General features: G+C 68.6%; 29 protein-coding genes. 14 read left to right on the top strand and 15 right to left on the bottom strand.

Features of this window, described 5'->3' with window-relative positions; translation table 11 throughout:
* The first annotated feature begins 1 nt into the window (after position 1).
* The 13 genes from fliO to csrA all read left to right on the top strand — a co-directional run bounded on the left by fliO (position 2) and on the right by csrA (position 10,302).
* Positions 2-490 carry a flagellar biosynthetic protein FliO gene (gene fliO, locus BLV49_RS10245; protein WP_176980811.1) on the top strand — a complete coding sequence of 163 codons (489 nt, stop codon included), beginning with the start codon at positions 2-4 and terminating at the stop codon, positions 488-490.
* Positions 487-1,323 (top strand): flagellar type III secretion system pore protein FliP, encoded by an 837-nt coding sequence (gene fliP / locus BLV49_RS10240; protein WP_091183566.1) that lies wholly within the window; start codon positions 487-489, stop codon positions 1,321-1,323. Before fliO ends, fliP begins: the two co-directional genes overlap by 4 nt.
* The gene (fliQ, locus tag BLV49_RS10235; protein WP_091183562.1) at positions 1,320-1,595 is read left to right on the top strand and encodes a flagellar biosynthesis protein FliQ; all 276 of its coding nucleotides are present in this window, start codon (positions 1,320-1,322) and stop codon (positions 1,593-1,595) included. The genes fliP and fliQ overlap by 4 nt, the downstream gene beginning before the upstream one ends.
* Position 1,596: 1 nt before the next feature.
* The gene (locus tag BLV49_RS10230) at positions 1,597-2,355 is read left to right on the top strand and encodes a flagellar biosynthetic protein FliR (protein ID WP_091183557.1); all 759 of its coding nucleotides are present in this window, start codon (positions 1,597-1,599) and stop codon (positions 2,353-2,355) included.
* A complete protein-coding gene (locus BLV49_RS10225) occupies positions 2,355-3,446 on the top strand; it encodes an EscU/YscU/HrcU family type III secretion system export apparatus switch protein (RefSeq protein ID WP_091183555.1) in 1,092 nt (363 codons plus the stop codon). The genes BLV49_RS10230 and BLV49_RS10225 overlap by 1 nt, the downstream gene beginning before the upstream one ends.
* Positions 3,443-5,482, top strand: a complete 2,040-nt coding sequence (locus BLV49_RS10220) for a flagellar biosynthesis protein FlhA (protein ID WP_091183552.1) — start codon at positions 3,443-3,445, stop codon at positions 5,480-5,482. The genes BLV49_RS10225 and BLV49_RS10220 overlap by 4 nt, the downstream gene beginning before the upstream one ends.
* The gene (locus BLV49_RS10215; protein WP_091183550.1) at positions 5,457-6,386 is read left to right on the top strand and encodes a hypothetical protein; all 930 of its coding nucleotides are present in this window, start codon (positions 5,457-5,459) and stop codon (positions 6,384-6,386) included. Before BLV49_RS10220 ends, BLV49_RS10215 begins: the two co-directional genes overlap by 26 nt.
* A gap of 43 nt (positions 6,387-6,429) precedes the next feature.
* A complete protein-coding gene (locus tag BLV49_RS10210) occupies positions 6,430-7,296 on the top strand; it encodes an alpha/beta fold hydrolase (RefSeq protein ID WP_143034030.1) in 867 nt (288 codons plus the stop codon).
* 48 nt (positions 7,297-7,344) lie between these two features.
* Positions 7,345-8,670 (top strand): erythromycin esterase family protein, encoded by a 1,326-nt coding sequence (locus BLV49_RS10205; protein WP_218132620.1) that lies wholly within the window; start codon positions 7,345-7,347, stop codon positions 8,668-8,670.
* Positions 8,671-8,857: 187 nt separating this feature from the next.
* Positions 8,858-9,109, top strand: a complete 252-nt coding sequence (locus tag BLV49_RS10200; RefSeq protein ID WP_091183544.1) for a hypothetical protein — start codon at positions 8,858-8,860, stop codon at positions 9,107-9,109.
* A 79-nt stretch (positions 9,110-9,188) separates the two neighbouring features.
* Complete coding sequence (locus BLV49_RS17430; protein ID WP_091187182.1) at positions 9,189-9,371, top strand: antitoxin VbhA family protein; 183 nt, start codon at positions 9,189-9,191, stop codon at positions 9,369-9,371.
* Positions 9,372-9,576: 205 nt separating this feature from the next.
* On the top strand, positions 9,577-9,981 hold the full coding sequence (locus tag BLV49_RS10190; RefSeq protein ID WP_218132619.1) for a Fic/DOC family protein: 405 nt from the start codon (positions 9,577-9,579) through the stop codon (positions 9,979-9,981).
* A 78-nt stretch (positions 9,982-10,059) separates the two neighbouring features.
* Positions 10,060-10,302, top strand: coding sequence for a carbon storage regulator CsrA (gene csrA, locus BLV49_RS10185; protein WP_091183542.1), 243 nt, complete (start codon positions 10,060-10,062; stop codon positions 10,300-10,302).
* Positions 10,303-10,309: 7 nt separating this feature from the next.
* Here csrA and BLV49_RS10180 read toward each other — a convergent pair whose 3' ends face one another.
* The 15 genes from BLV49_RS10180 to BLV49_RS10115 all read right to left on the bottom strand — a co-directional run bounded on the left by BLV49_RS10180 (position 10,310) and on the right by BLV49_RS10115 (position 24,866).
* A complete protein-coding gene (locus BLV49_RS10180) occupies positions 10,310-11,896 on the bottom strand; it encodes a sensor histidine kinase (RefSeq protein ID WP_091183539.1) in 1,587 nt (528 codons plus the stop codon).
* 71 nt (positions 11,897-11,967) lie between these two features.
* Positions 11,968-12,654 carry a hypothetical protein gene (locus BLV49_RS10175; protein WP_143034029.1) on the bottom strand — a complete coding sequence of 229 codons (687 nt, stop codon included), beginning with the start codon at positions 12,652-12,654 and terminating at the stop codon, positions 11,968-11,970.
* Complete coding sequence (locus BLV49_RS10170; RefSeq protein WP_091183529.1) at positions 12,651-13,319, bottom strand: signal peptidase I; 669 nt, start codon at positions 13,317-13,319, stop codon at positions 12,651-12,653. Before BLV49_RS10170 ends, BLV49_RS10175 begins: the two co-directional genes overlap by 4 nt.
* A complete protein-coding gene (locus BLV49_RS10165; protein ID WP_143034028.1) occupies positions 13,316-14,074 on the bottom strand; it encodes a hypothetical protein in 759 nt (252 codons plus the stop codon). Before BLV49_RS10165 ends, BLV49_RS10170 begins: the two co-directional genes overlap by 4 nt.
* 90 nt (positions 14,075-14,164) lie before the next feature.
* The gene (locus BLV49_RS10160) at positions 14,165-14,752 is read right to left on the bottom strand and encodes an alternate-type signal peptide domain-containing protein (protein WP_091183521.1); all 588 of its coding nucleotides are present in this window, start codon (positions 14,750-14,752) and stop codon (positions 14,165-14,167) included.
* 104 nt (positions 14,753-14,856) lie between these two features.
* Positions 14,857-16,680 carry a CshA/CshB family fibrillar adhesin-related protein gene (locus tag BLV49_RS10155; RefSeq protein ID WP_143034027.1) on the bottom strand — a complete coding sequence of 608 codons (1,824 nt, stop codon included), beginning with the start codon at positions 16,678-16,680 and terminating at the stop codon, positions 14,857-14,859.
* A gap of 259 nt (positions 16,681-16,939) precedes the next feature.
* Positions 16,940-18,136, bottom strand: a complete 1,197-nt coding sequence (locus BLV49_RS10150) for an acetate/propionate family kinase (RefSeq protein ID WP_091183515.1) — start codon at positions 18,134-18,136, stop codon at positions 16,940-16,942.
* A complete protein-coding gene (gene pta / locus BLV49_RS10145; RefSeq protein ID WP_091183512.1) occupies positions 18,133-20,238 on the bottom strand; it encodes a phosphate acetyltransferase in 2,106 nt (701 codons plus the stop codon). Before pta ends, BLV49_RS10150 begins: the two co-directional genes overlap by 4 nt.
* 44 nt (positions 20,239-20,282) lie before the next feature.
* Entirely contained in the window at positions 20,283-21,353 is a 1,071-nt protein-coding gene (locus BLV49_RS10140) for a sulfate/molybdate ABC transporter ATP-binding protein (RefSeq protein ID WP_176980810.1), read from the bottom strand.
* 5 nt (positions 21,354-21,358) lie between these two features.
* On the bottom strand, positions 21,359-22,147 hold the full coding sequence (gene modB, locus BLV49_RS10135) for a molybdate ABC transporter permease subunit (protein WP_091183505.1): 789 nt from the start codon (positions 22,145-22,147) through the stop codon (positions 21,359-21,361).
* The gene (gene modA, locus BLV49_RS10130; protein ID WP_091183502.1) at positions 22,144-22,926 is read right to left on the bottom strand and encodes a molybdate ABC transporter substrate-binding protein; all 783 of its coding nucleotides are present in this window, start codon (positions 22,924-22,926) and stop codon (positions 22,144-22,146) included. Before modA ends, modB begins: the two co-directional genes overlap by 4 nt.
* On the bottom strand, positions 22,923-23,324 hold the full coding sequence (locus tag BLV49_RS10125; RefSeq protein WP_091183498.1) for a TOBE domain-containing protein: 402 nt from the start codon (positions 23,322-23,324) through the stop codon (positions 22,923-22,925). Before BLV49_RS10125 ends, modA begins: the two co-directional genes overlap by 4 nt.
* 186 nt (positions 23,325-23,510) lie before the next feature.
* Positions 23,511-23,684, bottom strand: a complete 174-nt coding sequence (locus BLV49_RS16895) for a hypothetical protein (protein ID WP_176980809.1) — start codon at positions 23,682-23,684, stop codon at positions 23,511-23,513.
* A 26-nt stretch (positions 23,685-23,710) separates the two neighbouring features.
* Positions 23,711-23,923, bottom strand: a complete 213-nt coding sequence (locus BLV49_RS10120; protein WP_091183495.1) for a VOC family protein — start codon at positions 23,921-23,923, stop codon at positions 23,711-23,713.
* Between the two features lie 46 nt (positions 23,924-23,969).
* Positions 23,970-24,866: a helix-turn-helix domain-containing protein gene (locus BLV49_RS10115; protein ID WP_091183491.1), complete on the bottom strand. Its 897-nt coding sequence runs from the start codon at positions 24,864-24,866 to the stop codon at positions 23,970-23,972.
* Positions 24,867-24,967: 101 nt separating this feature from the next.
* Between BLV49_RS10115 and BLV49_RS10110 the strand changes: the two genes are divergently transcribed.
* Positions 24,968-25,954 (top strand): aldo/keto reductase, encoded by a 987-nt coding sequence (locus tag BLV49_RS10110; protein ID WP_218132618.1) that lies wholly within the window; start codon positions 24,968-24,970, stop codon positions 25,952-25,954.
* The last annotated feature ends 17 nt before the right edge of the window (positions 25,955-25,971 follow it).

The raw sequence follows: 25,971 nt of genomic DNA, 5'->3' as shown, positions 1-25,971 counted from the left end.
CATGGACGGGCTGCTGCTCACCCTGCGCGTGATCGTGTCGCTCGCGGCGGTGCTCGGCGTGCTCTGGTATCTGCAGCGAAAGCTCAGCCGCGGCAGGGGCCGGGCGAAGAAGAGCGAGGCCATCACGGTGCTCGGCCGGCAGGGCCTCGGGCAGAAGGCGCAGCTCGTCGTCGTGCAGGTCGACGACACCCGCTACGTGCTCGGCGTCACCGAGAAGGGCGTCTCCCTCATCGACTCGAGCGCCGCCGCGCGCCCGCGGCCGACCGCCGTCGAGCCTCGCGCACAGCGGGAGGCCGAGGGCACGGTGACCGAGTTCGACCGCGTGCTCGCGGCATCCGGAACCGACACGGCCGTTCCCGTGGACAGCGTCGAGCCGCTGCGCCGGCCCCGCAACCACGCGCGGGCCGCGAAGAGCTCGCCCCTCGCGGGCTCCATCCTGTCGCCGGAGACCTGGCGGCAGACGGCCGAGGTCATCCGGCACGGCCGATGAACAGCACAGCCCCCACGCTGAAGCACCGCCTCGCCCACCTCGCCGCACTCGTCGCCGCGGGGCTCGTGCTCGCCGGCGTGCTCGTCGCCGTCACCGCGACCGTCGGGCACGCGGACCCGCTCGACCCGACCCCGCCCGTCGCGCCGACCGACGCGCCCGGCGAGGGCGTCACGGTGGAGATCAACGGCGTCAACGGCACCCCGTCCGCGTCGATCGTGACGCTCATCGGCATCACGCTGCTGTCGGTCGCGCCCGCGCTGCTGCTCATGATGTCGAGCTTCACGAAGATCTTCGTCGTGCTCGCGATGAGCCGCAACGCGCTCTCGCTGCCGTCGATCCCGCCGAACCAGGTGCTCGCGGGGCTCGCGCTGTTCTTGTCGCTGTTCATCATGTGGCCCGTGCTCGTCGACATCAACACGATCGCCGTGCAGCCCTACCTCGAGGGAACGATCACGTTCGGGCAGGCCGTCGACGTCGGCCAGGGACCCTTGCGGGACTGGATGCTGGCGTACACGCGGCAGGAGGACCTCGCGCTCATGACGCGTGCCGCCGACCAGGCCAACCCGACGGATGCCGCGAGCGTCCCGCTCTACACGCTCATCCCCGCGTTCATGATCTCCGAGCTGCGGGCGGCGTTCATCATCGGCTTCGTCATCTTCGTGCCGTTCCTCATCATCGACCTCGTCGTCGCCGCGGCGCTCATGTCGATGGGAATGATGATGCTGCCGCCCGTGATGATCTCGCTGCCGTTCAAGATCCTGCTGTTCATCCTCGTCGACGGATGGGGGCTCATCATTCGGTCGCTTCTGGAGAGCTACGGAGGTGTCGGATGAGTCCCGAAGCGGTTCTCGACATCGGCATGCAGGGCCTTCTCGTCGCCGCGAAGCTCGGCGCGCCGATCCTCGTCACGGCGCTCGTCGTCGGGTTCGCGATCTCGCTCCTGCAGTCGATAACGCAAGTGCAGGAGGTGACGCTGTCGTTCGTGCCGAAGGCCGTCGCGGTCGCGATCGCGCTCGTCGTCGCCGGCAATTGGATGATCGCCGAGATGATCGCGTTCACGAACGAGCTGTTCTCCCGCATCCCCCAACTGCTCGCGGGCGGCTGACGTGAACATTCCGCTCGACTTCGCCTGGCTCGAGGCCACGATGATGGCCGCCGTGCGCATCACCGCGTTCCTCATGATCGCGCCGCCGTTCTCCTACGGCGGCATCCCCACCCGCGTGAAGGCGATGCTCGGCGTCGGCCTCTCCCTCGCCGTCGGATCGGCGGTCGCACCCGGCTACCAGAACCTCGACACGGGAGCGTTCATCGGCTCCCTCGTGCTGCAAGTGGTCACGGGGGCGCTGCTCGGCTTCCTCGTGCTCATCTGCTTCTCGGCCGTGCAGGCCGCGGGAAACCTCATCGACGTGTTCGGCGGCTTCCAGCTCGCGCAGGCGTTCGACCCGCAGGCCATGGTGAACGGCGCCCAGTTCACGCGGCTTTTCCAGATGACGGCCCTCGCGCTGCTGTTCGCCTCGGGCGGCTACCAGCTCATCATCGCGGGCATCGTGGGCAGCTTCCGCGTCATCCCCGTCGACGGCGTGTTCGCCCTCGCGGCGCCCGCCGAGATGATGGTGCGCGCCGTCGGGCAGATGTTCCTCTCGGCCGTGCAGATCGCGGGCCCGCTCGTGATCGTGCTGTTCCTCGCCGACGCGGGGCTCGGCCTCATCACGCGCGTCGCCCCGGCGCTCAACGCGTTCGCGATGGGCTTTCCGCTCAAGATCATCATCACGCTCCTGCTCGTCACGAGCGTCTACCTCGCCCTGCCCGGCGTCGTGAACGCGCTCACGGGCGACGCGTCCCAGCTGCTGAGGGGGGTGCGGTAGTGGCCGAGTCGGACAGCGGAGAACGCACAGAGAAGGCGACCGAGAAGCGGCTGCGCGAGGCCCGTCAGAAGGGTCAGCTCTCCCGAAGCCAGGATCTCACCGCGTGGGTAGGGGTCGCGGCGGCCGGCGTCATGCTGCCCGTCGCGATCGCGGCCGGCGCTCAGGCGGGCACCGAGCAGATGCTCACGGTCACCGCGATCGCGAGCGACCCCGACCCGCAGAAGGCGCTCGCGGCGCTCGGCAGCGGGCTCGCCTCGATGCAGGACGTTCTCGGCCCGCTGCTCGCGGTCGTCGCCGTCGCTATCCTCATCGGCGCCGTCGCGCAGGGCGGCGTGCACCTCAAGAAGATGACGGGCCGCTTCGAGCAGTTCAACGTCGTCGCCGGCGTCAAGCGCGTGTTCGGCATGCGCGCGCTGTGGGAGGGCGCGAAGGCGATCCTCAAGACCGCGGCGATCGGCGGGGCCCTGTGGCTTGTGATCTCGGGGCTCATGCCCGTGCTCACGGCGAGCGGCGCGCACTCGGTGAGCCAGCTCCTGGATGCCGCTGCGGGCGGCACCGCGAATATGCTGCGCGTCGCGGTCGCCGTCGGCATCGGACTCGCCGTCGTCGACCTCTTCGTCGTCATGAAGCGCAACCGCAAGCACACGCGCATGACGAAGAAGGAACTGAAGGACGAGAACAAGAACTCCGACGGCGACCCGCTCATCCGGCAGCAGCGCCGCTCCCGGCAGCTCGCGATGAGCCGCAATCGCATGATCGCCGCGGTCTCCGGCGCCGACGTCGTGCTCGTCAACCCCACCCACGTGGCCGTCGCGCTCAAGTACGAGCCGGGCAAGGCCGCGCCGCGCGTCGTCGCGAAGGGCACCGGCGTCATCGCCGCGCGCATCCGCGAGAAAGCGGAAGAGGGCGGTGTGCCGATGGTCAAGGACATTCCGCTCGCGCGCGCGATCCACGCGGCGTGCCAGCTCGGCCAGGAGATCCCCGCCGAGCTGTACAACGCCGTCGCGCGGGTGCTCGTGTTCGTCATGGCTTTGAAGAAGCGCGGCGCCGCCCGCGGCATCCATTCGCTTCCCGCAAGGAGGAACGCATGAACGCGACACTGAGAAAGCTCGCCGTGCCGATCGGGGTTGTGGGCATCATCATGCTGCTCGTCGTGCCCGTCGCGCCCGTGCTGCTCGACACGCTCATCATCACGAACATCATGTTCGCGCTGCTGATCCTCTTGACGACGATGTTCGTGAAGAAGCCGCTCGACTTCTCGGTGTTCCCGTCGCTGCTGCTCGTCGCGACGCTGTTCCGGCTCGGCCTCAACGTCGCCTCGACGAGGCTCGTTCTCGGCGAGGCGTACGCGGGCCAGGTGATCGAGGCGTTCGGCACGATCGCCGTCGGCGGCTCGCTCATCATCGGCGCGGTCGTGTTCCTCATTCTCGTCGTCATCCAGTTCGTCGTGGTCACGAAGGGTGCCGAGCGCGTCGCCGAGGTCGGCGCGCGGTTCACTCTCGACGCGATGCCCGGCAAGCAGATGGCGATCGACGCGGACCTCAACGCGGGGCTCATCACCGACGCGGAGGCGCGCACGCGCCGCGCGGAGGTCGCGGCGGAGGCGGACTTCTACGGCGCGATGGACGGCGCCTCGAAGTTCGTCAAGGGCGACGCGATCGCGGGCATCGTGATCATCATCATCAACATCGTCGGCGGCATCGCGATCGGCATGGTGCAGCACGGCATGTCGATCGAGGACGCCGTCAGCACGTACAGCCTCCTGACGATCGGCGACGGCCTCGTCACGCAGATCCCCGCGCTGCTCATGGCCGTCTCGACGGGCATGATCGTGACCCGGTCGAACGCGGAGACCGAGATGGGCGAGGCCGCGTCGACGCAGCTGCTGCAGTCGCGGCAGGCGCTCACGATCGCGGGCAGCGCGGCGATCGTCATGGCGCTCATCCCCGGGATGCCGAAGATCCCGTTCGTCGCGATCGGCGCCGTGCTTCTGCTTCTCGCGCAGCGCATCAAGGCGAGTGAGAAGCGGCGTGCCGCCGAGGTCGAGCTCGCGCCGCCCGCGCCCGCGGGCGACGGTTCGGAGGAGCTCATCGAGAAGATGCGCGTGCACTCGCTCGAGATCATGCTCGCGCCGAACCTCGTCGACCTCGTCTCGGGCGGCCCCGACGACCTGCTCGCGCGCGTGCGCGCGCTTCGCCGCAAGATCGCCCTCGAGCTCGGCTTCGTCGTGCCGCCCGTGCGCACGCGCGACAACATCGAGCTGCCCACCTCGACGTACGCGATCCGCATCGCGGGCGTCGAGGCGGGTCGCGGCATCGCGCCGTCCGGCGCCGTGCTCGCGCTCGGCGACGCGCTCGACGCGCTGCCCGGACCCTCCGTCGTGGACCCCGTGTTCGGGCTCGAGGGCAAGTGGATCCCCGTCGAGATGCGGCACAGCGCCGAGCTCACGGGCGCGACGGTCATCGACCGCGCGAGCGTCGTCGTGACGCACCTGTCGAGCATCGTGCAGGCCAACGCCGCCCGACTGCTCAGCCGTGAGGACGTGCGCCAGCTCACCGAGGGGCTCAAGCACGTGAGCCCCTCCGCCGTCGACGAGCTCACGCCCGCGCTGCTCTCGCTCGCGGAAGTGCAGCGCGTGCTGCAGGGGCTGCTCGCCGAGCGCGTGCCGATCAACGACCTCGCCCGCATCTACGAGGCGCTGTCGCTACGCGCGAAGGCGTCGACGGATGCCGAGGGGCTCATCGAGGCCGCGCGGGCCGCGCTCGGTCCCGCCGTCGCCGCGCGCTTCGCCGAGGACGGCCGGCTGCGCGTCATCATGATCGACCCGCTGCTCGAGCAGGCGATGCTCGAGGGGCTGCGCGGCACCGACGAGGGGCCGCAGATCGTTCTCGACCCCACCCGCATCGAAGCCGTGATCGGATCGGTGGGGCGCACCGTCGCCGAGATCGACCCCGCGCTCGGCGAGCCCGTGCTCGTGTGCGCGCCGAGCCTGCGGCCCGCGGTGCGCCGGCTCGTGTCGGCGCAGGCGGACGGGCTGCCCGTGCTGAGCTACACCGAGGCGACCGCGTCGGGCCTCGCGATCGACACCGTGGGGGTGGTGCGTGACAACCAGACGCTTTCAGCGTGACGGCGAGACGCTCGAGCAGCTGCGCGAGCAGATCCGCCGCGAGCTCGGGCCGCGCGCCCGCATCGTCTCCATCGAGAAGGTCACGGTCGGCGGCATCGCCGGCTTTCTCGCCCGACACCGCTTCGAGGCGACAGTGGAGGTCGACGAGCCCGACGGCCCGACGCTGGTCCCACAGCAGCATGGCATCGCCGCGCTCATCGCCGACGCCGAGCAGGCCGAGTCGAGTGCCGCCGAGTACGAGACGGAGTACGAGGTGTCGACCTCGGGCGAGAGCTTCGAGCAAGTGATGCGCAGCCTCACGGCGCAGACCGCCGAGCCCGTCGTGGCACCGGCGAGCACTCCGACCGGTGGCGGCGCGGGCTCCCCCGCGAGCGCGTTCGCGACGACGAGGGTGACGGATGCCGCCCTGCCGAGCTTCCCGGCGCATCGCGCGCTGCCGGAAGCCGCCACGCCGGAGGTCTCGCCCCTGAGCGCGCCCGGCGACCTCATCGTCTTCGTCGGCATCGGCGATGCGAGCCTCGAGGCGGCGCGGACCTCGCGCGGACTGCTCGCGGCGGGCGGGCGAGCGGCGGCTCGCGGCATCCGCTCTCTCGACGACAGACGAGCCGCGTACCTGGCGCGCGCCGACGCCGTGTCGGCGAGCGCTCCCGTCGCGCTCGCGTGGGGGCTCGGCGGAGCTCTCGCGGGCGAGGACGAGCTGCACGGCATCGCGGCGCTGCAGCCGGATCAGGTGTGGGTCGTCGTCGACGCGACCCGGAAGGCGGAGGACACCGCCCGCTGGGTCGGCCTCGTTGACCGGGTCGTCGGCGTCGACGCGATGCTCGTCACGGGCGAGGAGCACACGGCGAGCCCGGAGACGGTTCGCCTCCTGGGCGTGCCGCGTGGGCGGCTGGGCGGTTCCTGACAACCCCCTGCGCGCGAGCGGCCAACCGACGTATCGTGAGCCCATGGCCAACCGCATCTTCACTCTCGAATCAGGGCGGCCCATGAGCATGCCGGCGACGGGAGACCCGCTCGCGCAGCGGCTCGTGGTGCTGTGCCTGCCGACGCCGGGAGGCGGCCAGTTCGACCCCGACCCCGTCATCACCGACTCGTGGGGCGTGCGCCTCGTGATGCTCGACCGCCCCGGCTACGGCGGGACGCCGGCGCGAGAGGGCGACGATCCGACCGTCGAGGAGCGCGCTGACGAGCTCGCCGAGTTCCTGCGCCGCACGGGGCCGCCGGTTCCCCCCGACGAGGGGAACGCGCTCGACTCCGCGGGCGCCGTCGGCTGGGGCACGGGCGGAATGGTCGCTCTCTCGCTCGCCGCGCGGCATCCCGACCTCGTCAACCGGGTCGCCGTCGTGAACACGGCTGCTCCGCGCCGCATGGCGATCGTGCGCGACGAGCGGACGATGCTGCCGTTCGACCGCGATGCCCTGTTCATCCGGCCGGACGATCCCGCGCTCGCGAAGCCCGGACTCGGCAACCGCATCGATCGCCTGCTCGACGAGGCCGGCCGGCAGGGCGCCGCAGGTCTCGAGGAGGACCGTCGGATGCTGGCGGATCATCGCTGGGCGAAGGAGCTCTCGCGCATTCAAGCGGAGGTCGTTCTCGTGTACGGCGACGATCACCCCGACGTGTCGATGGCGGACGGGCGCTGGTACCGCAGCCGCATCCCCCGCGCGCGCACGGCGCGCGTGCCCGGCGGCGGCGCCCTCACGATCGCCGAACGCTGGGGCAAGATCCTCGCGCACGTCGCTCCCCGCCACGGCGGGCTCTCGCAGCGCACGCGCTGGGGCGGGCCGCATGCGCCATGGGAGCCGTCAGCCTGAAGCGAAACGTCGCTGTTCGACGCTGACGCCGCGACTAGCGTTGGCTTTGTGCCGGAGACCGACGACAACACGCTGCCCCGCTGGCTGCGCGCCCACGGGCACCAGCTCGCGACGCTCGACCCGGATGCCGAGGACGATCGGGATCTCGAGCCGCTGCTCGAGATCGTGGGCCACGCGCGCGTCGTGGCGCTCGGCGAGTCGATGCACCGCAGCCACGAATTCCTCGCGCTGCGGAACCGGCTCTTCCGCTTCCTCGCACGCCGAGCGGGGTTCACCGCTCTCGTTCTCGAGAGCGGCTTCCCCGAGGGCTTCGCGCTCGACGCGTGGATCGGGGCGGGCGGCGCGGGGCTTCGCTCCATCCTGAACGACGCCGTCACGTATCACTTCGGCAAGTGCCAGGAGACGCTCGACCAGGCCGCGTGGATGCGGGAACAGGCGGCGAACGGCGCGCGGTCCGTGCGCTACTACGGCATGGACGTGCCCGACTCCGCCGCGAGCGCCGCTCCCGCCGTCCGGCTCGCGACCGAGGTGCTGGAGCGAGTGGATCCCTCGTTCGCCGCCGCCGTGCGGAACCGACTGCTGCCGCGCTTCGGCTACCTGCCCGCCGACCGGTCCGGTCTCGCGCGCGCCGCCCCCGCCATCCACGCGTACCTCGCGCTTCCGGAGGCCGAGCGGAACGCCATCACGGCGGGCATCGCCGGTCTCGCGCAGCGGATCCGCGCGAAGCGCCTCGACTACGCCGTCATCGACGCGGAGGGAACGGAGATCGCGCTGCACTCAGCCGAGGTCGCCGTCGCTGCCGACGCGTTCCTCGCGGCCATGGCGGACGGGCCGACCCGGACGTGGTCGCCGGCGAACATTCGCGACGCGGCGATGGCCGAGACAGTGCAGTGGATCCTCGAGCGCGAGCCGCGCGTTCTCGTGTTCGCGGCGAACGGGCACGTGCGGAAGACCGCCTACCTCGCGCCGCCGTTCGTCACGCAGCCGATGAGCACGATGGGCGAGCACCTCGCCGATCGCCTCGGCGACGACTTGCTCGTCATCGGCACGACGTTCGGCGGCGGCACGGCGTGGCTGCATCGGCCAGGGCCCGACGATCCCGAGGGACACTCCACGCCGTTCACGGAAGAGCTCGCTGACGCCGACCCCGCGAGTCTCGACGCGGCTCTCGCGGACGCCGAGCTCGGATCGTTCTTCGTCGACCTGCGCTCCGCGCCGGCCGAGGTCGCCGCGGCACTTGACGCGACCTCGGGCAGGCGCAACGGACCATACATCGAGCCCGCCGACGTGCGACGCTCGTTCGACGCGATCGTGCACGTGGACCGGATCTCGCCGTGGCACACGTGGATCGACGCGCATGGGCACTGGGAGTAGCGCCTTATAAGCGAGCCCGAGCGTTTCGTCAAGCACTCCCCGCGGAGCGATTTCGACAATACGCTCAGTTCACGATCGAGGACGGATCCGGCAGCGGCGATATGGGGTTCGGGCGCGCGGCTGCCTCGTCATCGATCACGGGTCGGGCGAGAGGGCGCCCGACCCCAGGGGCTGATAGGGGGTTGTCATGACAACGTCAGTGCAGGTGCAGAGCACCACGGCGCTCGGACTTCCGACCGCCGATGAGGTCGTTCTCGACCCGATCTCCGAGCGCGAATGGCGCGTCATCGACACGCGTCTCTCGCAGCAGGACGCGCCGAGCGTGCTGGGCTTCATCGAGCGCTTCGGCGACGACTACGAAGTGCTCGTCATCGGCCATGGCTTCGAGCGCTGGAGCTTCACGAGCCTGCGCGACGCGAAGGCGCACTTCACCCAGTAGGCGGAGCGGCCGCTTGTGCTGACGAGACCCTGTCGGATGACTCGATTACACTGGTAATCGAGTAAAAGGGGTGGTCAGCATGGATGCAAAGTCGGACCTTGCTCGCAGGCGAGACGCCATTCGCGATGCACGTCGGTCCTCCGAACTCGAAGGCTCCCGTAGCACTGCTGCCACACGCCACGACCAAGATGCATACGTTCGTGGAGAGATCAATATCGAAGAGCTCGGACAGCGAGTTCGCGAACGCTATGGGATCGGTTGAGCGAATCCCGGCCGTGGGAGCGCGGCGATCCAGACGCACGTTGGGCGGGCTACTTTCTTGATGCCGAATCTCGGGTTCTCCGAAACAACCTCGGGCTCACTTCGAGAGACGAATTGCAGAATGCTGAGAATGATTTCGTGGAGTTTCGCCTCGCCGAGTTGCGAGAGTTTCCCGTTCTCACTCCACGCACTTTCGACCTGAAGCAGTGGCAGGCGATTCATCGTCAGCTTTTCAGGACGTCTACCCTTGGGCAGGCGAATTGCGCACCGTTGGCCTCGCGAAGGGAGGAGGCGAATCGTTTATGCCGCCTCTTGAGATCGAGCGACCGGTAGCCCACGCCGCCGAACGAATCCGCCAGACCCACCATCTCCGAGATGTGCCGCCGATCGACCTGCCTCGAGAGACGGCGTACCTCTACGACTATCTCAACTTTGCGCACCCGTTTCGGGAAGGAAATGGGCGGTCCCAGCGAGAGTTCTTCGTTCAACTGCTAAACGAGTCCGGCCATACTCTGGACTGGGAACGGGTCCACATGAGCCAGCTGCATATCGCCCGGAACGAGGGCAATCTGTCTGCTCTTTCTCAAATATTCGACACCATCATTGGATAGACGGTCATTCGCCGAACAGCTGCTCCCGATGCGGCACACCACCGAGCAGGCAACTCGCGATCCCGCTAGGCTGGGCGAGTGCTGGTGTTGACGAGGCGGATCGGCGAACGCGTGCTGATCGGGGACGATGTCGAACTGACCGTTCTCGACGTGAAGGGCGACAGCGTGCGCATCGGCGTGCAGGCGCCCCGCGAGACGCGCATCCAGCGGGCCGAGATCGTCGACGCGGTCGGCAAGGAGAACGTCGCCGCCGCGAGCGCGGGAGACGACGTCGAGGCGGCGCTCAAGCGCGCCCTCTCGCAGCGGACCCGAACCGAGTAGCCCCGGCTCAGTCGCGCGGCAGCGTGAGGGTCACCGTCGTGCCCGCGTTCTCCGCGGAGCGCACGACGAGGCTGCCTCGCACGCCGCGCACGAGCTCGTCGGCGCGGGCGAAGCCGAGGCCTGTACCCTGAAAGGCGCCGTCGCGCGCGTTGATGCCGCGGAAGAAGCGCGTGCCGAGCATGTGCTGCTCGCGGCGCGGGATGCCGATGCCGGTGTCCTCGATCGTCACCGTGCCTCCCGTCGCGCTCTCCGCCGCCGTCACGCGAACGCTCTCGCCGTCGTCGCTGAACTTGACGGCGTTCTCGAGGAGCGCGTCGAGAGCGAGCCCCAGCTTGGCGGCATCCGTTCTCACCGTCGGCGCGTCCGCGGCGTCGATCTCGAGGCGGATGCCGCGAGCGGCTGCCGACTGCTCGGCACGCTCGCACGCCGCGCGGACGATCTCGTCGAGCGGCTCGGGCGCGAAACGTGACTCGGTCGGCTCGGCGCCGGCCTCGAGCAGGTTCTCGACGAGCCGGCGCAGGCGATCGACGTTGCGCCCGATAACGTCGAGGTACAGGGTGACCTCCGCGCTCGGCCGCGGACTGACTTCGCCAATGAGCTCGAGATAGCCGACGATCGACGTGAGCGGCGTGCGGAACTCGTGCGACACCGTGCCGACGAAGTCGTCGGTCGCGCGCAGCGTCTCGATGTACTCGGTCACTTCGTCGAACGCGAATACCGCGCCGCTGAACTCGCCGTTGCGATCGTGCAGAGTGTCCGCCGACACGAGGATCGCGTGCTGGCGCGCTTCGGGCGGCCCCACCCAGTAGACGACGTTCGAGAACGCCTCACCGCCCATCGCGCGAGCGACGGGCCCGGCGCCCTCGGGAACGGGCGTGTGCCGATCCTGCTCGTACAGCAGTCCGTGCTTCTCGAGATCGATGACGGAGCCGCCGTCGCGCGCGAGCAGCGGATGATTGCGCACTGTCGCGTTCGCGAGAACCTCGGTGCCGTGCCGGTCAACGGCGACGATGCCGATGTCGACGGTGTCGATGATGCGATCGATGAGTTCGGATGCCGCCTGCTCGCGGTCGGCGAGGCGAGTGATGCGCGTGCGCAGCAGCCGGACGGTGAGCGCCACGAGCAGCACGACGAGCGGCGTGAGGACGGCGACCGCGCGACTGGCCGGGTCCCCGATCGCGGAGGGGTCGACGAGGCCGAGTGTGAGCACGATGACGACGACGGTGAGGATGGCCGAGGGGAACAGCGCGAGCCAGAACGCGGGCAGCACCGCGAGGATGCCGATCGCCTGCATGCCATCGCGCGTGGCGAGGCCGAGCAGGATCACGGCCATGAAGTTCGCGATCGGCAGTGCGGCCCGCCAGGAGCGCGGCCCCGCGTGATGCTCGCCGACGAGCGCCGCGACGAGTCCGGCCGCGACGAGCACGATCGCCGACAGGGCCGCCGCGTCGGTCAGCACGCTCACGTCGGCGAGCGCCGCGAACAGGCAGACGAGCGCGATCAGCACGGCGAACGTCGGCTGGAAGATCAGGGCGACGCGCGCGCTCCCCGGAGCCCACACTTCATCGTGGTAATCCGTCACGTCCGTCGACATGGTTCAAGAATACGCGGCGGCGAGAGGCTGCTCTCGCGGTTCGGCGGTCGGCTCCCCGCGACGCGGCGTGCTCATTCGCGCACGGCCTCGCTCGGCCCGCGGCGACGTCGGCGCCGCGCGAGAAGGAGAAGCAGGATGCCGCCGCCCAGCAGCGCTGCGCCCGCGCCGAGCCACGGCGCCGCTTCCGCGCCCGTCCACGGCAGCGCGCCGCCGAAGCCGCCGCCTCGTGCGGCGTCGCCCGGCGCGTTCAGCCCCGGCGAAGCCGCCGCCTCGGCGGTCACGTCAAGGCGCACGTCGAAGCTCACGCCGAGCGCGCGGTCGCCGTGGTTCCCGACCGTCGCCTCGGTCGGGAAGAGGTACGAGAGGTCGATCGTGGCCGCGCCGCCGACCGGAAGCGCGACGTCTCGCGCGAGGCTCGGCTTCTCACCGAGCTCGCTCGCCGGCGTGCCGTTGATGAGTAGAGCACCGAAGAACGGGTCACCCGCGTCGCCGACGAAGCGAACGTTCGCGACCTCGGCCGAGAGCACGCCCGCCTGCGAGCCGGTGTTCACGACGCGGATGCTGCTGCCGCCAGCGTCGCCAGGCACGACGCGCTCGTTCACGAGCCCGTCGACCGGCACTGTCGCCGTGTCGATACCCGTGCCACCGACGTCAACGTGCACGACGTCAGCGCTCTGCTCCGCCGCCGCGACGGGCGCCGCGGCGGTGAGCACGGTCGCCGCCGCGAGGGCCGCGGCCGGCAGCATCCGGAATCTCATTCACGATCCCTGCGACGAAGGGCGCGCGTGAGCATCACGATGCACACGACGATGAGCGCGACGCCCGCGATGGGCAGAAGCCAGGCGAGGTTGAGCGCCGTCACCCAGTTGCTCACGTAGCCCATGAACGGCACCGTGTAGAGCATCTTGCCCATCACCTGGTCGGGCACGATCGCCTTGTCGGACGCCGAGTTCGCGTCGCCCTGCGTGATGATGTTGCGCGTGCCGTCGCTGCCGAACTCGAAGCCGATGATGCGGTGAGTGATGAGCATGGGGTCGCCGCTGACGGGCTGGAACGTGATGACCTCGCCGATCTCGAGCGCCGCGGGGTCGGCGACGGGCTTGCTCACGACGAGGTCGCCCGGGTTGAACGTCGGCACCATCGACCCGGACAGCACAGCGAGCGGCACGGCGCCGATGACGCGCGGCAGCACGCCCGAGGCGACGATGACGACCATGAGCGCGAGCAGCAGCGAACGGCCGAGGCCGCGGGCGATGACGCCGCCGAGCGAACCGTGGTGCGCGTCGGTCTCGGCCGACTGCTCTCGCTCGGCGCGGATGCGCTCGAGCTGCGCCTTGCCGGGGTGCAGCTCGCTGAGGCTGCCGCCGTCCATGATGCGAGTGATGGATGCCGCGACGGCGGCGCCGTGCACCTGACTGGTCATTTCGTTCCTCCTGCCGCGCCGCTCGGGGTCTCGCCCGGGCGCACGCTGATCGCGGTGAAGTTGAAGGTGATGGAGGCGTTCTTCGCCGCCGCAGACGGTTCCGCCTGGCCGTACCAGGAGTCATGGGCTGTGACCTGGACGGTCGTCGTCTTGCCGTCCTGCGTCTTCGCGTCGCCCGTCGCCGTGGCCGTCGCCGTGTTGCTGTACTCGCCGTAGTGCGCGGGAAGCGCGAGCGTGACGCAGTAGCGCGCCGAGCCCGTGTCGCTCGTCTTCTTCGGGTCCGTGCTCGTGTGCGGCGACGAGTTCACGATCTGCAGGGGCTTGATCGAGAACCCGGCGAGGCCCGCCGCCGTGCCCGCGTAGAGCGGAGTCTTGGGGGCCGTCGCGCCGCACGTGGTTTTCGGATCGGCGCTGTATACGGTCGCCTGCAGAGCATTGACCAGTCCGGCATCCTGAGCGGTGACGGCGATGTTGGGGAGCGCGTAGTACAACCCGCGGTGGCCCTGCTGCTCACCCTTGAGGTCGATGGTGATGGTCTGCTTGTCCGATGTCGCAGCGGCGAGCGTCGCCGACGGAATCGTGAGCGCCGGCGTCTCGCTGCCGTTGACGGTGAACGTCTGGATGCCGGTCGTGATCGTCGTCTCCTTCACGCTCGCAGCGCTCGACCATTCGGCGAAAGTGCCGGGACCGGCGACAGCGACGGCTGCGACGGCGAGCGCGGAGACCGTGATGCCGATCTTTGCGGTGCGGCGCATTGTCATCTGCTTTCGTGGTGGACGGATCGAAGAGTTGTGGGGGCACGCCCCGGCCTCAGGTTCGAGCGGTTGAGACCGGGGCGGCACGTGTTAGCGAACCTGCGTGAGGTTGAATGCCACCGTTCCAATTGCGAAGGTCTGCACCATCCCGGTGGTGTCACCGTCGACGCCCTTCGGGTAAGTGAGGACAATAGTTCCGGTAAGGGTCCCTTCGCCCTTCGGCACTTGGAACTCGTTGCCTGTACCGAGCGGAACGTCAGTGCTGCTGCCCTGCGCGTTCGTGTACTTGAGTTCGTACGTGTACTCAATCGTCTTGCTGTCGTACAGGCCACCACTCAGACTTGATTTGCTCAGATCGACATCGAGGCGGGCCTTCAAGTTGTCTCCCTCGACGTTTACATCAAAGGTTTGGGAGCCCTTGACCACATCGCCGGGAACCATCTTGAACGTGTTCAAGTTGATCGGCTGCCCGACATTCGTAGAGTCGCGGCTTTCGTCCGTCCAGGTCTGATCGCCTGCAACGATAGACAGCTGGCCGGCCGAGATGGTCGCCGCTGTCGTCTCGGCACTGGATGTCCAAAGAGCAAACGTGGTGCCGCCGGCTAGGAGGGCGATGCCGGCCGCTCCGGCCACGAGACCGGTGAGGATGTTCTTGCGGGTTTTCTTTGTGGTGTTCATCGGGTTCACTTTCGGGTTGTGGCCACTAGGGATGGCCGGTAGGGAGATCCGCGAGGGAGCGGATATGGGTTGTGGGACTCGTCACCGAGTTCCGGTCAAGGAGCTCATGAGGTTCGGGGAAAAAAGGCGGACATATCTGAAGTTCCGGTGCATGTCATTGATTCCTTCGGTGCGAGCGTTGTTTGCGGACAGGTGATTTTCACGCCCTTGTCGTCAGTAACGACGATGTTGCTCAGCGCGCCGCTTCCCGTGTTCTCGACGATGTAGAAGAAATTCAGCGGCTGGGCACCGATGAAGCTCGCCGGATCAGCAACTGTGCCCACTTTGGCCGTGCCCTCGTCCGCACCGGCCTTCTTAACTACCGTGAGTTCCGGATGGTAGAGCGCTACTGAGGCGCAGGATGGGGACACGCACTCTGCCGGGAACTTGGCGAGCTCCGTGTTGGTCGCGAATGCCCTGCTTGTGAGCACCTCATCCTTAGTTCCGTTGTAGGTGACGGTGTAGGAGATGACGACCGTGCTGCCCTTCGGAAGGGCACCGGACCAGGTCAGCTTCGAAAACGAAGAGGTAAGCGAGACAGGAGCACCGCCGTCGACAGCGACCGTCGCGCGCATGAATGATGCCTCGTCCGTCACAGAGCTCAGGTCGACGGCGAGGTATGCAAGCTTGTTTGCAGCGTATTCGGCGGTTCCGACGTTCTGGGCTGTGACCGTGTAAGTGACTGTGCTGTTTGTCGCGGGCACCTCTTTGCGGTCCGCCGTTTGAGCGATCGAGAGGGCAGGAGTCCCGGCGGTTAGGAGCACAGTGCACAGCACCTTGTCGCCCGGGGCGACGCCCACGACGATGCTCGCGGAGCCGGATCCGCTGGGAGGGAAAGAAGCACCGTTTCGAGTGCACGTCCAAGCCAGCGCGTAATTGCTGAGAGACGTCGACCCGTTCGCGGCAGTCACGACGAACGTTGCGGGCGCTGTTGAGTTGCTTGTCGAGACGACGGTGGTAGCGGTTTTCGAGGTGCTCCCGGTCGTCGCAGAAACGCGCTCGCTCGTGCTTCTCGCGGCACTGACAGTAACGGAATCGTTGGCGAGCGCTCTCGCACCCCCGGCGAATGTCGCCGTCGCCTGCACGGAGGACGCAGGATCAGCAGGAAGCACGATGCCAACCGCCACGCCCTGGAGGCCGGACCCCGTCATTTGTACTTGCACGAACGTCGAATCGGAGCGTACGACGGCGGCTCGCGCTCCGGAAGTCGGCTTCGGACCGCTGCATGTGAAATTCGAGCCGAGCGGGTACGTGCAGTTCGACGGCCGCAAGCCCACTGCAGTCCACTGTGCGTTTGCGTTGAAAGTGATCGACTCGGCGCCGTCCGTCGATTCTGCGTCGGCCATCACCATAGAGAATGCCGGCACGCCATTTCCTGGTCCGGCAAGCGTGATGCCGTCGAGTTGAAGCTGCGTCATGCCGTTTTGGGCCGTCTGATACAGGACGGAAGACGAAGCAATTCCCTTGTAGGACTGCACGTCGAAACTGGCGTCCCAATACTGCGACGACTTCACGACTCGTGCCGACTTCCCATTGACATTCATCGTGAACGACAGGGTGTAGTTGTCCGACAGTTTGAGGGTCATCTTGTTGCTGGTCCACCGGTCGGTCACGGTCGGATTGCCGCCGTTGAACGAGGCGAGGTTCAGCCAGCAGATGGAGCTTCGGTCTGCTCCAGTCCCTGATGTCGCGTATGAACAGTCATAGTTACCCGCCCCCGCCGGAAGCGCGGCGGCAGGGACCATCAAAGACGCGACAGAAGACGCGACATCTGCCCGCGCTGCGGGAGCCGGAGCGGCCATGGTCGCTGCTAGGGACAGCGCCACGGCGGCTGCGGCAACCGCAAGCACGTGGGAAAGGCGCGCAGAGAGAACGCGTTCTTTGGGCATGCTGAAAGTAGGGCCTTTCAGGTGACACACCGCCGATTCGGGACGCACGGCGGGTGACCATGCGTCCCGGTCCGGAGACGTATCTTCGGGTTCAGTGCGATGTCGGGTACATCGCAACCTCGTTGGCTAGGGACCTTTGAGGCATTCCCTAAGCTATGGCAGAGTCGTCAGGTTTTGCTCAAGATTTCGGCAAGATCGACCGATTAGTTAGCGAAATTTGGTCCCCAATATAGGGGACAATTGTCCCCCACGTGGCGGACTAGATGACAGAGAGCGTCTGACGCGCGATTTCGAGCTCCTCGTTCGTCGGCACGACGAGCACCGTGACGCGCGATTCATCGCTTGAAATCACCCGAGTCTCACGAGACCGCGCCTCGTTTCGGGCGTCGTCGACGACGATGCCGAGCTCATCGAGCCCCGCGAGGGCCTCCCGCCGGATCTCGACGCTGTTCTCGCCGATGCCCGCGGTGAAGATGATGGTGTCCACGTGGCCGAGCTGCGCGTAGTAGCCGCCGATGTACTGCTTCAGACGGTGCACGTACACGTCTTGCGCCGCGCGCGCCTTCGCGTTCCCGGCATTCGCCTGCTCGGTCAGGTCGCGCATGTCGCGGAGCCCCGAGAGGCCGTAGATGCCGCTCTTCTTGTTGAACAGCTCGTCGAGCTCGGCGACGTCCATGTCGGCGCGCCGGTGGAGGTGGAAGGAGACCGCGGGGTCGATGTCGCCCGTGCGGGTTCCCATCACGAGACCTTCGAGCGGCGTGAGGCCCATCGAGGTCTCGACGGACTTGCCGCCGGCCACCGCTGTCGCGGAGGCGCCGTTGCCCAGGTGGAGCACGATCTGGTTGAGCGAGCCGAGGTCCCGGCTGAGGAACTTGGCCGCCTCCTCCGACACGTACTTGTGGCTCGTGCCGTGGAAGCCGTACTTGCGCACGCGGTACTTCTGGGCGACCTCCGCGTTGAGAGCGTAGGTGTACGCGGCGGGCGGCAGCGTCTGATGGAAGGCGGTGTCGAAGACGACGACGTGCGGCACGTCCGGGAACGCCTTCTGCGCGGCATCAATGCCCTGCACGTTCGCCGGGTTGTGCAGCGGCGCGAGCTCGGAGAGATCCTCGATGTTGATGCGCACGAGCGGCGTGACGACAGTCGGCTCGAAGAACCGAGCGCCGCCGTGGACGACGCGGTGGCCGACGGCGACGGGCGGATGCTGCTCGAGCGAAGGACCGTGCTCGGCGAACGCGTCGAGCATCACCTGGAAGCCGTGCGTGTGGTCTCGGATCTCGAGGGTCTTCTCGAACTTCTCGCTCTCACCGTTCTCGCTCATGTCGTGCACGAGATGGGCTTCGGGCGTGCCGATGCGCTCGACGAGGCCGTGGGCGAGCATCGTCTCGCTGTCCATCTCGAGCAGCTGGTATTTGAACGACGACGAGCCCGAGTTGATGACGAGGACGGCGGTCATGCTGTCGCCGCCTGGATCGCGGTGATCGCAACGGTGTTCACGATGTCTTGCACGAGAGCCCCTCTCGAGAGGTCGTTGATCGGCTTGTTCAACCCCTGCAGCACGGGGCCGATCGCGACAGCGCCGGCCGAGCGCTGCACGGCCTTGTACGTGTTGTTGCCCGTGTTGAGGTCGGGGAAGATGAACACCGTCGCGCGTCCCGCGACCTGCGACTCGGGCATCTTCGTCGCGGCGACGGCCGCATCCGCGGCCGCGTCATACTGGATGGGCCCCTCGACGGGCAGCTCCGGCATCCGCTCGCGCACGAGAGCGGTCGCTTCGCGCACTTTCTCAACGTCGGCGCCCGAGCCCGACTCCCCCGTCGAGTACGAGAGCATCGCGACGCGCGGCTCGATGCCGAACTGCTGCGCCGTCGCCGTCGACGAGATCGCGATGTCGGCCAGCTGCTCTGCCGTAGGGTCGGGGATGACCGCGCAGTCGCCGTACACGAGCACGCGATCCTCGAGGGCCATGAGGAACACGCTCGACACGACGGAGGTGTCGGGCTTCGTCTTGATGATCTCGAAGCCGGGCCGGATCGTGTGCGCCGTCGTGTGGCTGGCGCCCGACACCATGCCGTCGGCGAGGCCCAGGTGCACCATCATGGTTCCGAAGTACGACACGTCGGTGACGATCTCGCGAGCCTGTTCGATCGTGACGCCCTTGTGGACGCGTAGACGGTGGTACTCCTCGGCGAACCGCGTCGAGAGCACCGGGTCGAACGGTGAGAGCACCTCCGCCTTCGAGAGGTCGAGGCCGAGCTCGATCGCCCGCGCCATGACCTCGAACCGCTCGCCGAGGATCGTGAGCTCCGCGACCTCGCGCGCGAGCAGCGTGTGCGCCGCGCGCAGAACGCGGTCGTCATCGCCCTCGGGCAGCACGATGTGCCGGCGATTGCTGCGGGCCTGCGAGAGCAGCCCGTACTCGAACATGAGGGGGGTGACGACGTCGGTCTTCGACACGTCGAGCCGACTTGTCAGTTCCTCGCGGTCGACGTGCTTCTCGAACGCGGCGAGCGCGGCGTCGAACTTGCGCTGCGAGTCGGCGGCGAGCTTCCCGCGCGTGTGGGTGATGCGCACCGCCGTGTCGTAGGTTCCCCACTTGGTCGAGATGATGGGCAGCGCGAGCTTGAGCCCGTCGATGAGCTGCTCGATCGGCTCGGGCAGCGGGAAGCCGCCGTTCAGCACCACGCCCGAGATCGACGGGAACGCCGCCGACTGCTGTGACAGCAGAACCGCCAGGAGCGTCTCGGTGCGGTCGGCCGCGATGATGAGCACGGCGCCCTCGCCGAGCCGGGGCAGCACGTTCTCCATGCTCATCCCCGCGATCACCACGCCGAGCGCCTCTCGCGAGAGCAGCTCGGGGTCTCCCTTGATGAGCGTGCCGTCGACGGCCGCCATGATGGTGCCGACGGTCGGGGCGACAAGGTACGGGTCCTCGGGAATCGCCCACACCGGCACGTCCGGTGCGACGGTCGCGATGTTCGAGACGATCTCGTCAAGGCTGTCGGGGTCCGCGCGGTTCGCGACGATCGCGAGCAGCCCCGCGTGCGCCTCGCGCAGCTCGAGAAGCGCGAGCTCGGCGATCTGCCTCATCTCGCTCGGCGTGCGCGGGTCGGCCTGGCCCAGCCGCTCGCCGTTTCCCTGGTCGCTTCTCCCTCCGAGAACGAGCAGAACGGGAGCGCCGAGGTTCGCCGCGATGCGGGCGTTGTAGCTCAGCTCGGTGGGGCTGCCGACGTCGGTGTAGTCGGAGCCGAGCACGACGACGGAATCGCACTGCGCCTCAACGGCCTTGTACCGTTGCACGATCGTCGCGAGAGCGGCATCCGGATCCGCGTGCACGTCGTCATAGGTCACGCCGATGCAGTCGTCGTAGTCGAGGTCGACGCCGTCGTGCTCGAGCAGCAGCTCGACGACGTAGTCGCGTTCGACTGTCGAGCGAGCGATGGGCCGGAACACTCCGACGCGCTTCACTTCGTGCGAGAGAGTGTCGAGCGCCCCGAGCGCGATCGTGGACTTGCCCGTGTGGCCTTCAGCGGATGTGATGTAGATCGATCGGGACACAGTCACCCCTTCTGCGCAAGCGTGCGGTTTAAACCTACACTGTTCTACGCGTCGTAGAACATGGTTGCCGAGACGATTCTCAGGTGCGCGGGCTCGGGCGTGAACCAGAGACGATCACCGGATGCCGGGAGGCGACCGCCCGCGAGACGCACCGCCTCGTCGAGGCCGATCTCCGCGGCGAAGCCCGCGCCGTCTTCGAGCTTCACGACGCCCGCGCGCGCCGAGACCGCGGTCAGCACGGCGGGCCAGCTACCGTCCGTCGCGCTCACGCGCACCGCCGAGGGCGCGAGGATTCCGATCGCGGCGTGCCCCTCGCCGATGTCCCCCTCGACGGTTCCGGCGAGGCGTCTTCCGCCGACCTCGAGCCCTCCCCCGGAGTGCGTTCCGCGCACCACGCCGTATCCGGCGAGGGCGGCGGTGAACGGATGCCGCGGGCGCACCGCGAGCTCCGCCGGGGAGCCGCTGTCGATCACACGCCCCCGCGCGACAACGAGGCAGCTGCCCGCGAGCTGCCAGGCGTCGGCGAGGTCGTGCGTGACGACGACGCTCGTGGTGCTCGTGCGGGCGAGCTCGTCGACGAGCATGCGGCGCACGGTCGGCACGCTCTCGGCGTCGAGCGCCGCGAACGGCTCATCGAGCAGCAGCACGTGCGGCTGCGACGCGAACGCGCGTGCGATCGCGACGCGCTGCTGCTGCCCGCCGGAGAGTTCGTGCGGCTTCGCGTCCGCGCGGGCCTCGAGGCCGACGCGGCGCAGCCAGTCGAGGGCGATCTGCCGGGATTCTCGCCGACCGATGCCCTGCGAGCGCGGCCCGAACGCGATGTTGCGCGCGATCGTCAGGTGCGGGAACAGGCGCGGCTTCTGGTCGAGCAGGCCCACGCGGCGCTGCTCGGGGCGCAGCCGCTCGCCACCCGCGCGCTCGAGCAGCCGCGCGCCGAGGCGAACCTCTCCCGCGTCGAGCGGGGTGAGCCCGGCGAGCGCGTGCAGAAGCGTCGATTTTCCCGCGCCGTTCTCGCCGAGGATGGCGAGACACTCACCCGCGGGGACCTCGAGCGCGACATCGACCTCGAAGTCGGCGCGCGCGACGGTGACATACGCGGCGAGGCGATTGTCCACGCGGCTCATCGCACGGCGTCCGCTCGCCACGAGCGCATGCCGCCCACGATGATCGCCGCGCACACGAGAAGCAGGAGGGAGAGCGCGACGGCGGAGTCCTGCGTCACGCCGACGCCGTTGAAGGCGGTGTAGATGGCGAGGGGCATCGTGCGGGTCACGCCCGCGGCATTGCCCGCGAACAGCGCCGTCGCGCCGAACTCGCCGAGCGCGCGGGCGAAGCACAGCACGGTGCCCGCGGCGAGCCCTGGGAGAATGAGCGGCAGCGTCACGCGCGTGAGCACCCGCCAGCGTCCCGCTCCGAGCGTCGCGGCGCGCTGCTCGTGCGACACGCCGGAGGTGCGCAGCGTCCCCTCGAGCGTGATCACGAGGAACGGCATGGCCACGAACGCCTGCGCGACGACGACGGCCGCGGTCGTGTACGGCAGGCTGAAACCCGTCGCCTCGAAGATCGGCTTGCCGACGAGCCCCGACCGGCCGAGCAGGGCGAGCAGCGCGAGACCGCCGACCATGGGCGGCAGCACGAGCGGCACGAGAACGATCGTGCGCAGCACCGCCGCCGTGCGCGCGGAGGACCGGGCGATCACGACCGCGAGCGGCATCCCGAGCACGACGCAGACGGCCGTCGCGCACGCCGCCGTCGAGATCGACAGCCACAGGGCCGTGAGCGACGAGACCGAGAACAGGTCTTGCCACAGCGTCGCCCAGTGCACGCGCGACACGAGCCCCACGATCGGCAGCACGAGGAGCGCGAGCGCGCCGATCGCCGGGAGGTAGAGGCCGCGCGGCAGCGTCACGGCCGCCCGAATCCGTACTTCTTCAGCACACCCTGTCCGGCGTCCGAGAGCACGAAGTCGACGAAGGCCTTCGCCGCCGTCGGGCTCGGCGCGTTCTTCGACACGGCGATGGGGTACCGGTTGACGGCCTTGTCGGCGTTCGCCGGCGTCACGCCGTCGAGCTTGCCGTCGGATGCGGCGACGTCGGTCGCGTACACGAGCCCCGCGTCGGCCTCGCCGTTCTCCACGCGCGTCACGACGCTCGTGACGTTCGTCTCCTCGCTCGCGGGCGACACGGAGACGCCCGCGTCATCGAGCAGCGTGTGCGAGGCGGTGCCGCACGGCACCTCCGCGGCGCACAGCACGACCGTGAGATCGGAGTTCGCGAGGTCGGACAGGTCCGTGATCCCCTTCGGGTTCCCCGGCGCGACGGCGATCTGCAGCGTGTTCGTGGCGAAGATGGTGCTGTCGTCAACGGCGCCGGCGTCCGTCACCGGCGTCAGGCTCGGCTCGTTCGCGAACGCGATCACGTCGACGTCGGCGCCGTCCACGATCTGCGTCGCGAGGGCCTGCGAGCCGTCATACGTGATCGGGGCGACAGGGTACTCGGGATGCGCAGCCGTGAACTCGGCCGCGAGCTCGTCGAAGGAGCCCTGCAGCGACGCGGCCGCGAAGATGATGAGGGGGTCGGATGCCGCTGCGCTCCGTTCGCCGGCGGGCGCCGAGCCGGCGCACCCCGTGAGCAGAGCCGCCGCGGCGAGCACCGCGAGAGCCTTCGGGAATCGACGCACGGCGATCACTTCCTCTCCGGCGTTTCGACGATCACGGTCGTGGCCTTGACGATCGCGGTCGCGAGGGAACCGACCTCGAGGCCGAGCTCGCGCACCGCCTCGCTGGACATGAGCGAGACGACGCGGTGCGGACCGCACTGCATCTCCACTTGCGCCATGACGGTGTCGCTGATGACGTTCGTGACGATGCCGACGAAACGGTTGCGGGCGCTCGACGCACGGGACACGGGGTCATCGGGACCGGATGCCGCGCTCGTCAAGTGCGCGGCGAGGTCGGCGCCGTCGACCACCGTGCGGCCCACGGCGTCCTTCGCCGACGGGAGCTGGCCCTGGTCGATCCAGCGGCGGAGCGTGTCGTCACTCACACCGAGCAGGGGTGCGGCCTCGCTGATGCGAAACGTGGTCATGCGGCCACGCTAGCACCGCATCTGCGGAACAGACATGGCCTTTATTCCGCATTTGCGACTCCGGGTCGTCATACTGCGTCGGCTGACGGTGTGCCCCTCTCCCTAATTTCTGCAGAACGCGTCGACACGCCGTCTGCCACGCTCGACGCGCCGTGCTACTGGCCGAACTGAGGGCGCTTCGCCGAATCAGCTGTAGAAGCGGCTGTCCAGGATCGAGCGCGGCCGTTCGCTCGGGCTCGGATAGGCGATGACGATGCGGATGTCGTCCGGGTCGCGCCCCTCGACGAATGTCACGTCGCCGCTCGTGTGGGTGTCGATGTAGCAGTTGCGGGACGAAAGCTCCTTCGTGAACCGGCCCAACGCCTCACTAGTGTCGGTCCCCCACATCAAGTACTGCGTTCCGATGTCGCCGGAGGGATGCGCCGCTCTCTCTCCCTTGGCGATGATGTAAAGCTGGAATCCTCCCGAGCGAGAAGCAGGGCGCCCGAGTCTTCGTTGAGGGCGACCTCGCACCCGAAGACCGCGGAATAGAACTCGACCGTCCGATCCAGCTCGGTGACGAACACGACGGATGAGGTGACTTTCGCGACATCGCTCATGCGCCCATTCTTCCTCGTCGGCTGCTGCGCGTCGAGATCGGTCGCGTCAGCGGCCAGGATCGTGGTCGGAGCCCTCTTCTCGTGCGGGGGCAGGAAGAGCTCCACCCGCTGACGAGAACTGCTGGCTGCCGATGACCCGCAGTAGCTGGAGCTTCTCGTCGGCGTCGGTTCCCTCGAGCGGGAAGAACGCGATCAGTTCCACGTCTTCGGCCGGAGTGAGCAGCACCTCGCAGCGAAGCTGGACGAGTCCGACCTCCGGGTGAACCACGGTCTTGATGTCCGACCGCCGAACCCCGACGTCGTGCCGGCTCCAGAGCTCGCGGAACTCGGCACTACGGGCTACCAGGTCGTTGACGAGTCTCGTCACCTCGGCATCCGCGGAACGGCGCGCGTGCGCCGCTCTCAAGTCACTCACGTGCGAGGCGGAGATCCGCGCCCACTCCGCTTCGGGCATCGGCCGCGACATCGGCTCAGCGAACCACCGCCAGATCACGTTCCGCGGCCCCTCGGACCCTTCGGGAAAGTCGCGCATGAGGGCTTGGGCAAGCGCGTTGCGCCAGACGAGCTCACCCAGGTCGGTGGTGATCATGACGGGGATGTCGACGAGGCGATTGGCCAAGGCGATGAGGCCCGGGCGGACGTGGCCGCCGGCGCGGCGAGGAGGCGCTGCCACGCCGGCGAGGTGAAAGAGATGGTCGCGTTGGTCGAGATCGCACTGGAGCGCTCGAGCAAGTGAGGCGATGACGGATGCCGATGGCGTAGAGCCGCGGGCCTGCTCGAGCCGGGAGTAGTAGTCGGTGGAGATACCGGCGAGGGCCGCCACCTCCTCGCGGCGCAGCCCGGGAGTGCGTCGCCGGTTTCCCACGGGGATGCCGGCATCGACCGGCCGCAGTGTCTCGCGGCGTCGGCGGAGGAAGTCGGCAAGGCCTGTGCGATCGAACACGTACCCATCCTGCGCCTCGGCCGTCCCGGTATCCAGGGACGGCGCCTCCCTGGATAGATCGTGCCTGCCGCCGATCGCGCTGGCGGCCGAAGCTGGATGCCATGACGAAACTCAACAGGCGCCGGCTCGGCGCGAACGGCCCCCACGTCACTTCGCCCGCTCTCGGCGGCATGAGCCTCTCAGGGGCGTACGGTCCCGTGGACGACGAGGCGAGCGTGCGGGTCATCCACGCGTATCTCGACGCCGGGGGCACGCTCATCGACACTGCCGACTTCTATGCGGCGGGCCACAACGAGATGCTCATCGCCGGTGCGCTCCGCGAGCGGCACCGCGACGACGCCGTCCTCTCGGTGAAGTTCGGCGCCCACGTGACGCCGACCGGCATACCCTCCGGCTTCGACGGTCGTCCGCAAGCGGTGAAGAGCTCGCTGACCTACTCGCTGCAGCGACTCGGCACCGACCACGTCGACATCTACCGACCGGCACGGCTCGACCCGCACGTGCCGATCGAGGACACCGTCGGCGCCGTGCAGGAGCTCGTCGAGGGCGGGTACGTCCGCCACATCGGCCTGAGCGAAGTCGGCGCGGACACGATCCGCCGCGCAGCGGCCGTCGCCCCGATCAGCGACGTGCAGATCGAGTACTCGTTCCTCAGCCGCGACATCGAGCGCAACGGCATCCTCGACACCTGCCGCGAGCTCGGCATCGGGATCACCGCCTACAGCGTGCTCGCGAAGGGCATCATCGGCGGAGGGACGACCGGAGGCGCCCGGGCCCTGTTCCCTCGTCTCCAAGGCGCGAACCTCGAACACAATCGGGCGCTCGTCGCGCCGCTCCGCGAGATCGCCGACGCCCACGGCGCAACGCTCGCGCAGCTCGCCATAGCGTGGGTCGCGGCGCAAGACGAGTCGATCGTGCCGATCGTCGGCGCGCGGCGGATCGATCAGATCGAATCGATGATCGGCAGCTGCGACGTCACGCTCGACGATGACGAGCTCGCACGAATCGACGCGCTGGTGCCACAGGGAGCCGCGAAGGGCGAGCGCTACCCGGCGCCCGCCATGGCGGAGTTGGACAGCGAGCGCTGAGGAGGCCGCGGCCGTCC

This window comes from Paramicrobacterium humi (genome assembly GCF_900105715.1).
Taxonomy (GTDB): Bacteria; Actinomycetota; Actinomycetes; order Actinomycetales; family Microbacteriaceae; genus Paramicrobacterium; species Paramicrobacterium humi.
Note: the sequence above shows the minus strand (reverse complement) of the source record. Positions and strands in the feature narration are given on the sequence as shown.

Excerpts from the sequence above, each read along its gene's own strand:
- fliO (WP_176980811.1), top strand. The coding sequence starts at position 2 with ATGGACGGGCTGCTGCTCACCCTGCGCGTGATCGTGTCGCTCGCGGCG.
- fliP (WP_091183566.1), top strand. The coding sequence starts at position 487 with ATGAACAGCACAGCCCCCACGCTGAAGCACCGCCTCGCCCACCTCGCC.
- fliQ (WP_091183562.1), top strand. The coding sequence starts at position 1,320 with ATGAGTCCCGAAGCGGTTCTCGACATCGGCATGCAGGGCCTTCTCGTC.
- BLV49_RS10220 (WP_091183552.1), top strand. The coding sequence starts at position 3,443 with ATGAACGCGACACTGAGAAAGCTCGCCGTGCCGATCGGGGTTGTGGGC.
- BLV49_RS10210 (WP_143034030.1), top strand. The coding sequence starts at position 6,430 with ATGGCCAACCGCATCTTCACTCTCGAATCAGGGCGGCCCATGAGCATG.
- BLV49_RS10200 (WP_091183544.1), top strand. The coding sequence starts at position 8,858 with ATGACAACGTCAGTGCAGGTGCAGAGCACCACGGCGCTCGGACTTCCG.
- BLV49_RS17430 (WP_091187182.1), top strand. The coding sequence starts at position 9,189 with ATGGATGCAAAGTCGGACCTTGCTCGCAGGCGAGACGCCATTCGCGAT.
- BLV49_RS10180 (WP_091183539.1), bottom strand. The coding sequence starts at position 11,896 with ATGTCGACGGACGTGACGGATTACCACGATGAAGTGTGGGCTCCGGGG.
- BLV49_RS10175 (WP_143034029.1), bottom strand. The coding sequence starts at position 12,654 with ATGAGATTCCGGATGCTGCCGGCCGCGGCCCTCGCGGCGGCGACCGTG.
- BLV49_RS10170 (WP_091183529.1), bottom strand. The coding sequence starts at position 13,319 with ATGACCAGTCAGGTGCACGGCGCCGCCGTCGCGGCATCCATCACTCGC.
- BLV49_RS10165 (WP_143034028.1), bottom strand. The coding sequence starts at position 14,074 with ATGCGCCGCACCGCAAAGATCGGCATCACGGTCTCCGCGCTCGCCGTC.
- BLV49_RS10160 (WP_091183521.1), bottom strand. The coding sequence starts at position 14,752 with ATGAACACCACAAAGAAAACCCGCAAGAACATCCTCACCGGTCTCGTG.
- BLV49_RS10155 (WP_143034027.1), bottom strand. The coding sequence starts at position 16,680 with ATGCCCAAAGAACGCGTTCTCTCTGCGCGCCTTTCCCACGTGCTTGCG.
- BLV49_RS10150 (WP_091183515.1), bottom strand. The coding sequence starts at position 18,136 with ATGACCGCCGTCCTCGTCATCAACTCGGGCTCGTCGTCGTTCAAATAC.
- BLV49_RS10125 (WP_091183498.1), bottom strand. The coding sequence starts at position 23,324 with ATGACCACGTTTCGCATCAGCGAGGCCGCACCCCTGCTCGGTGTGAGT.
- BLV49_RS10120 (WP_091183495.1), bottom strand. The coding sequence starts at position 23,923 with ATGAGCGATGTCGCGAAAGTCACCTCATCCGTCGTGTTCGTCACCGAG.
- BLV49_RS10110 (WP_218132618.1), top strand. The coding sequence starts at position 24,968 with ATGACGAAACTCAACAGGCGCCGGCTCGGCGCGAACGGCCCCCACGTC.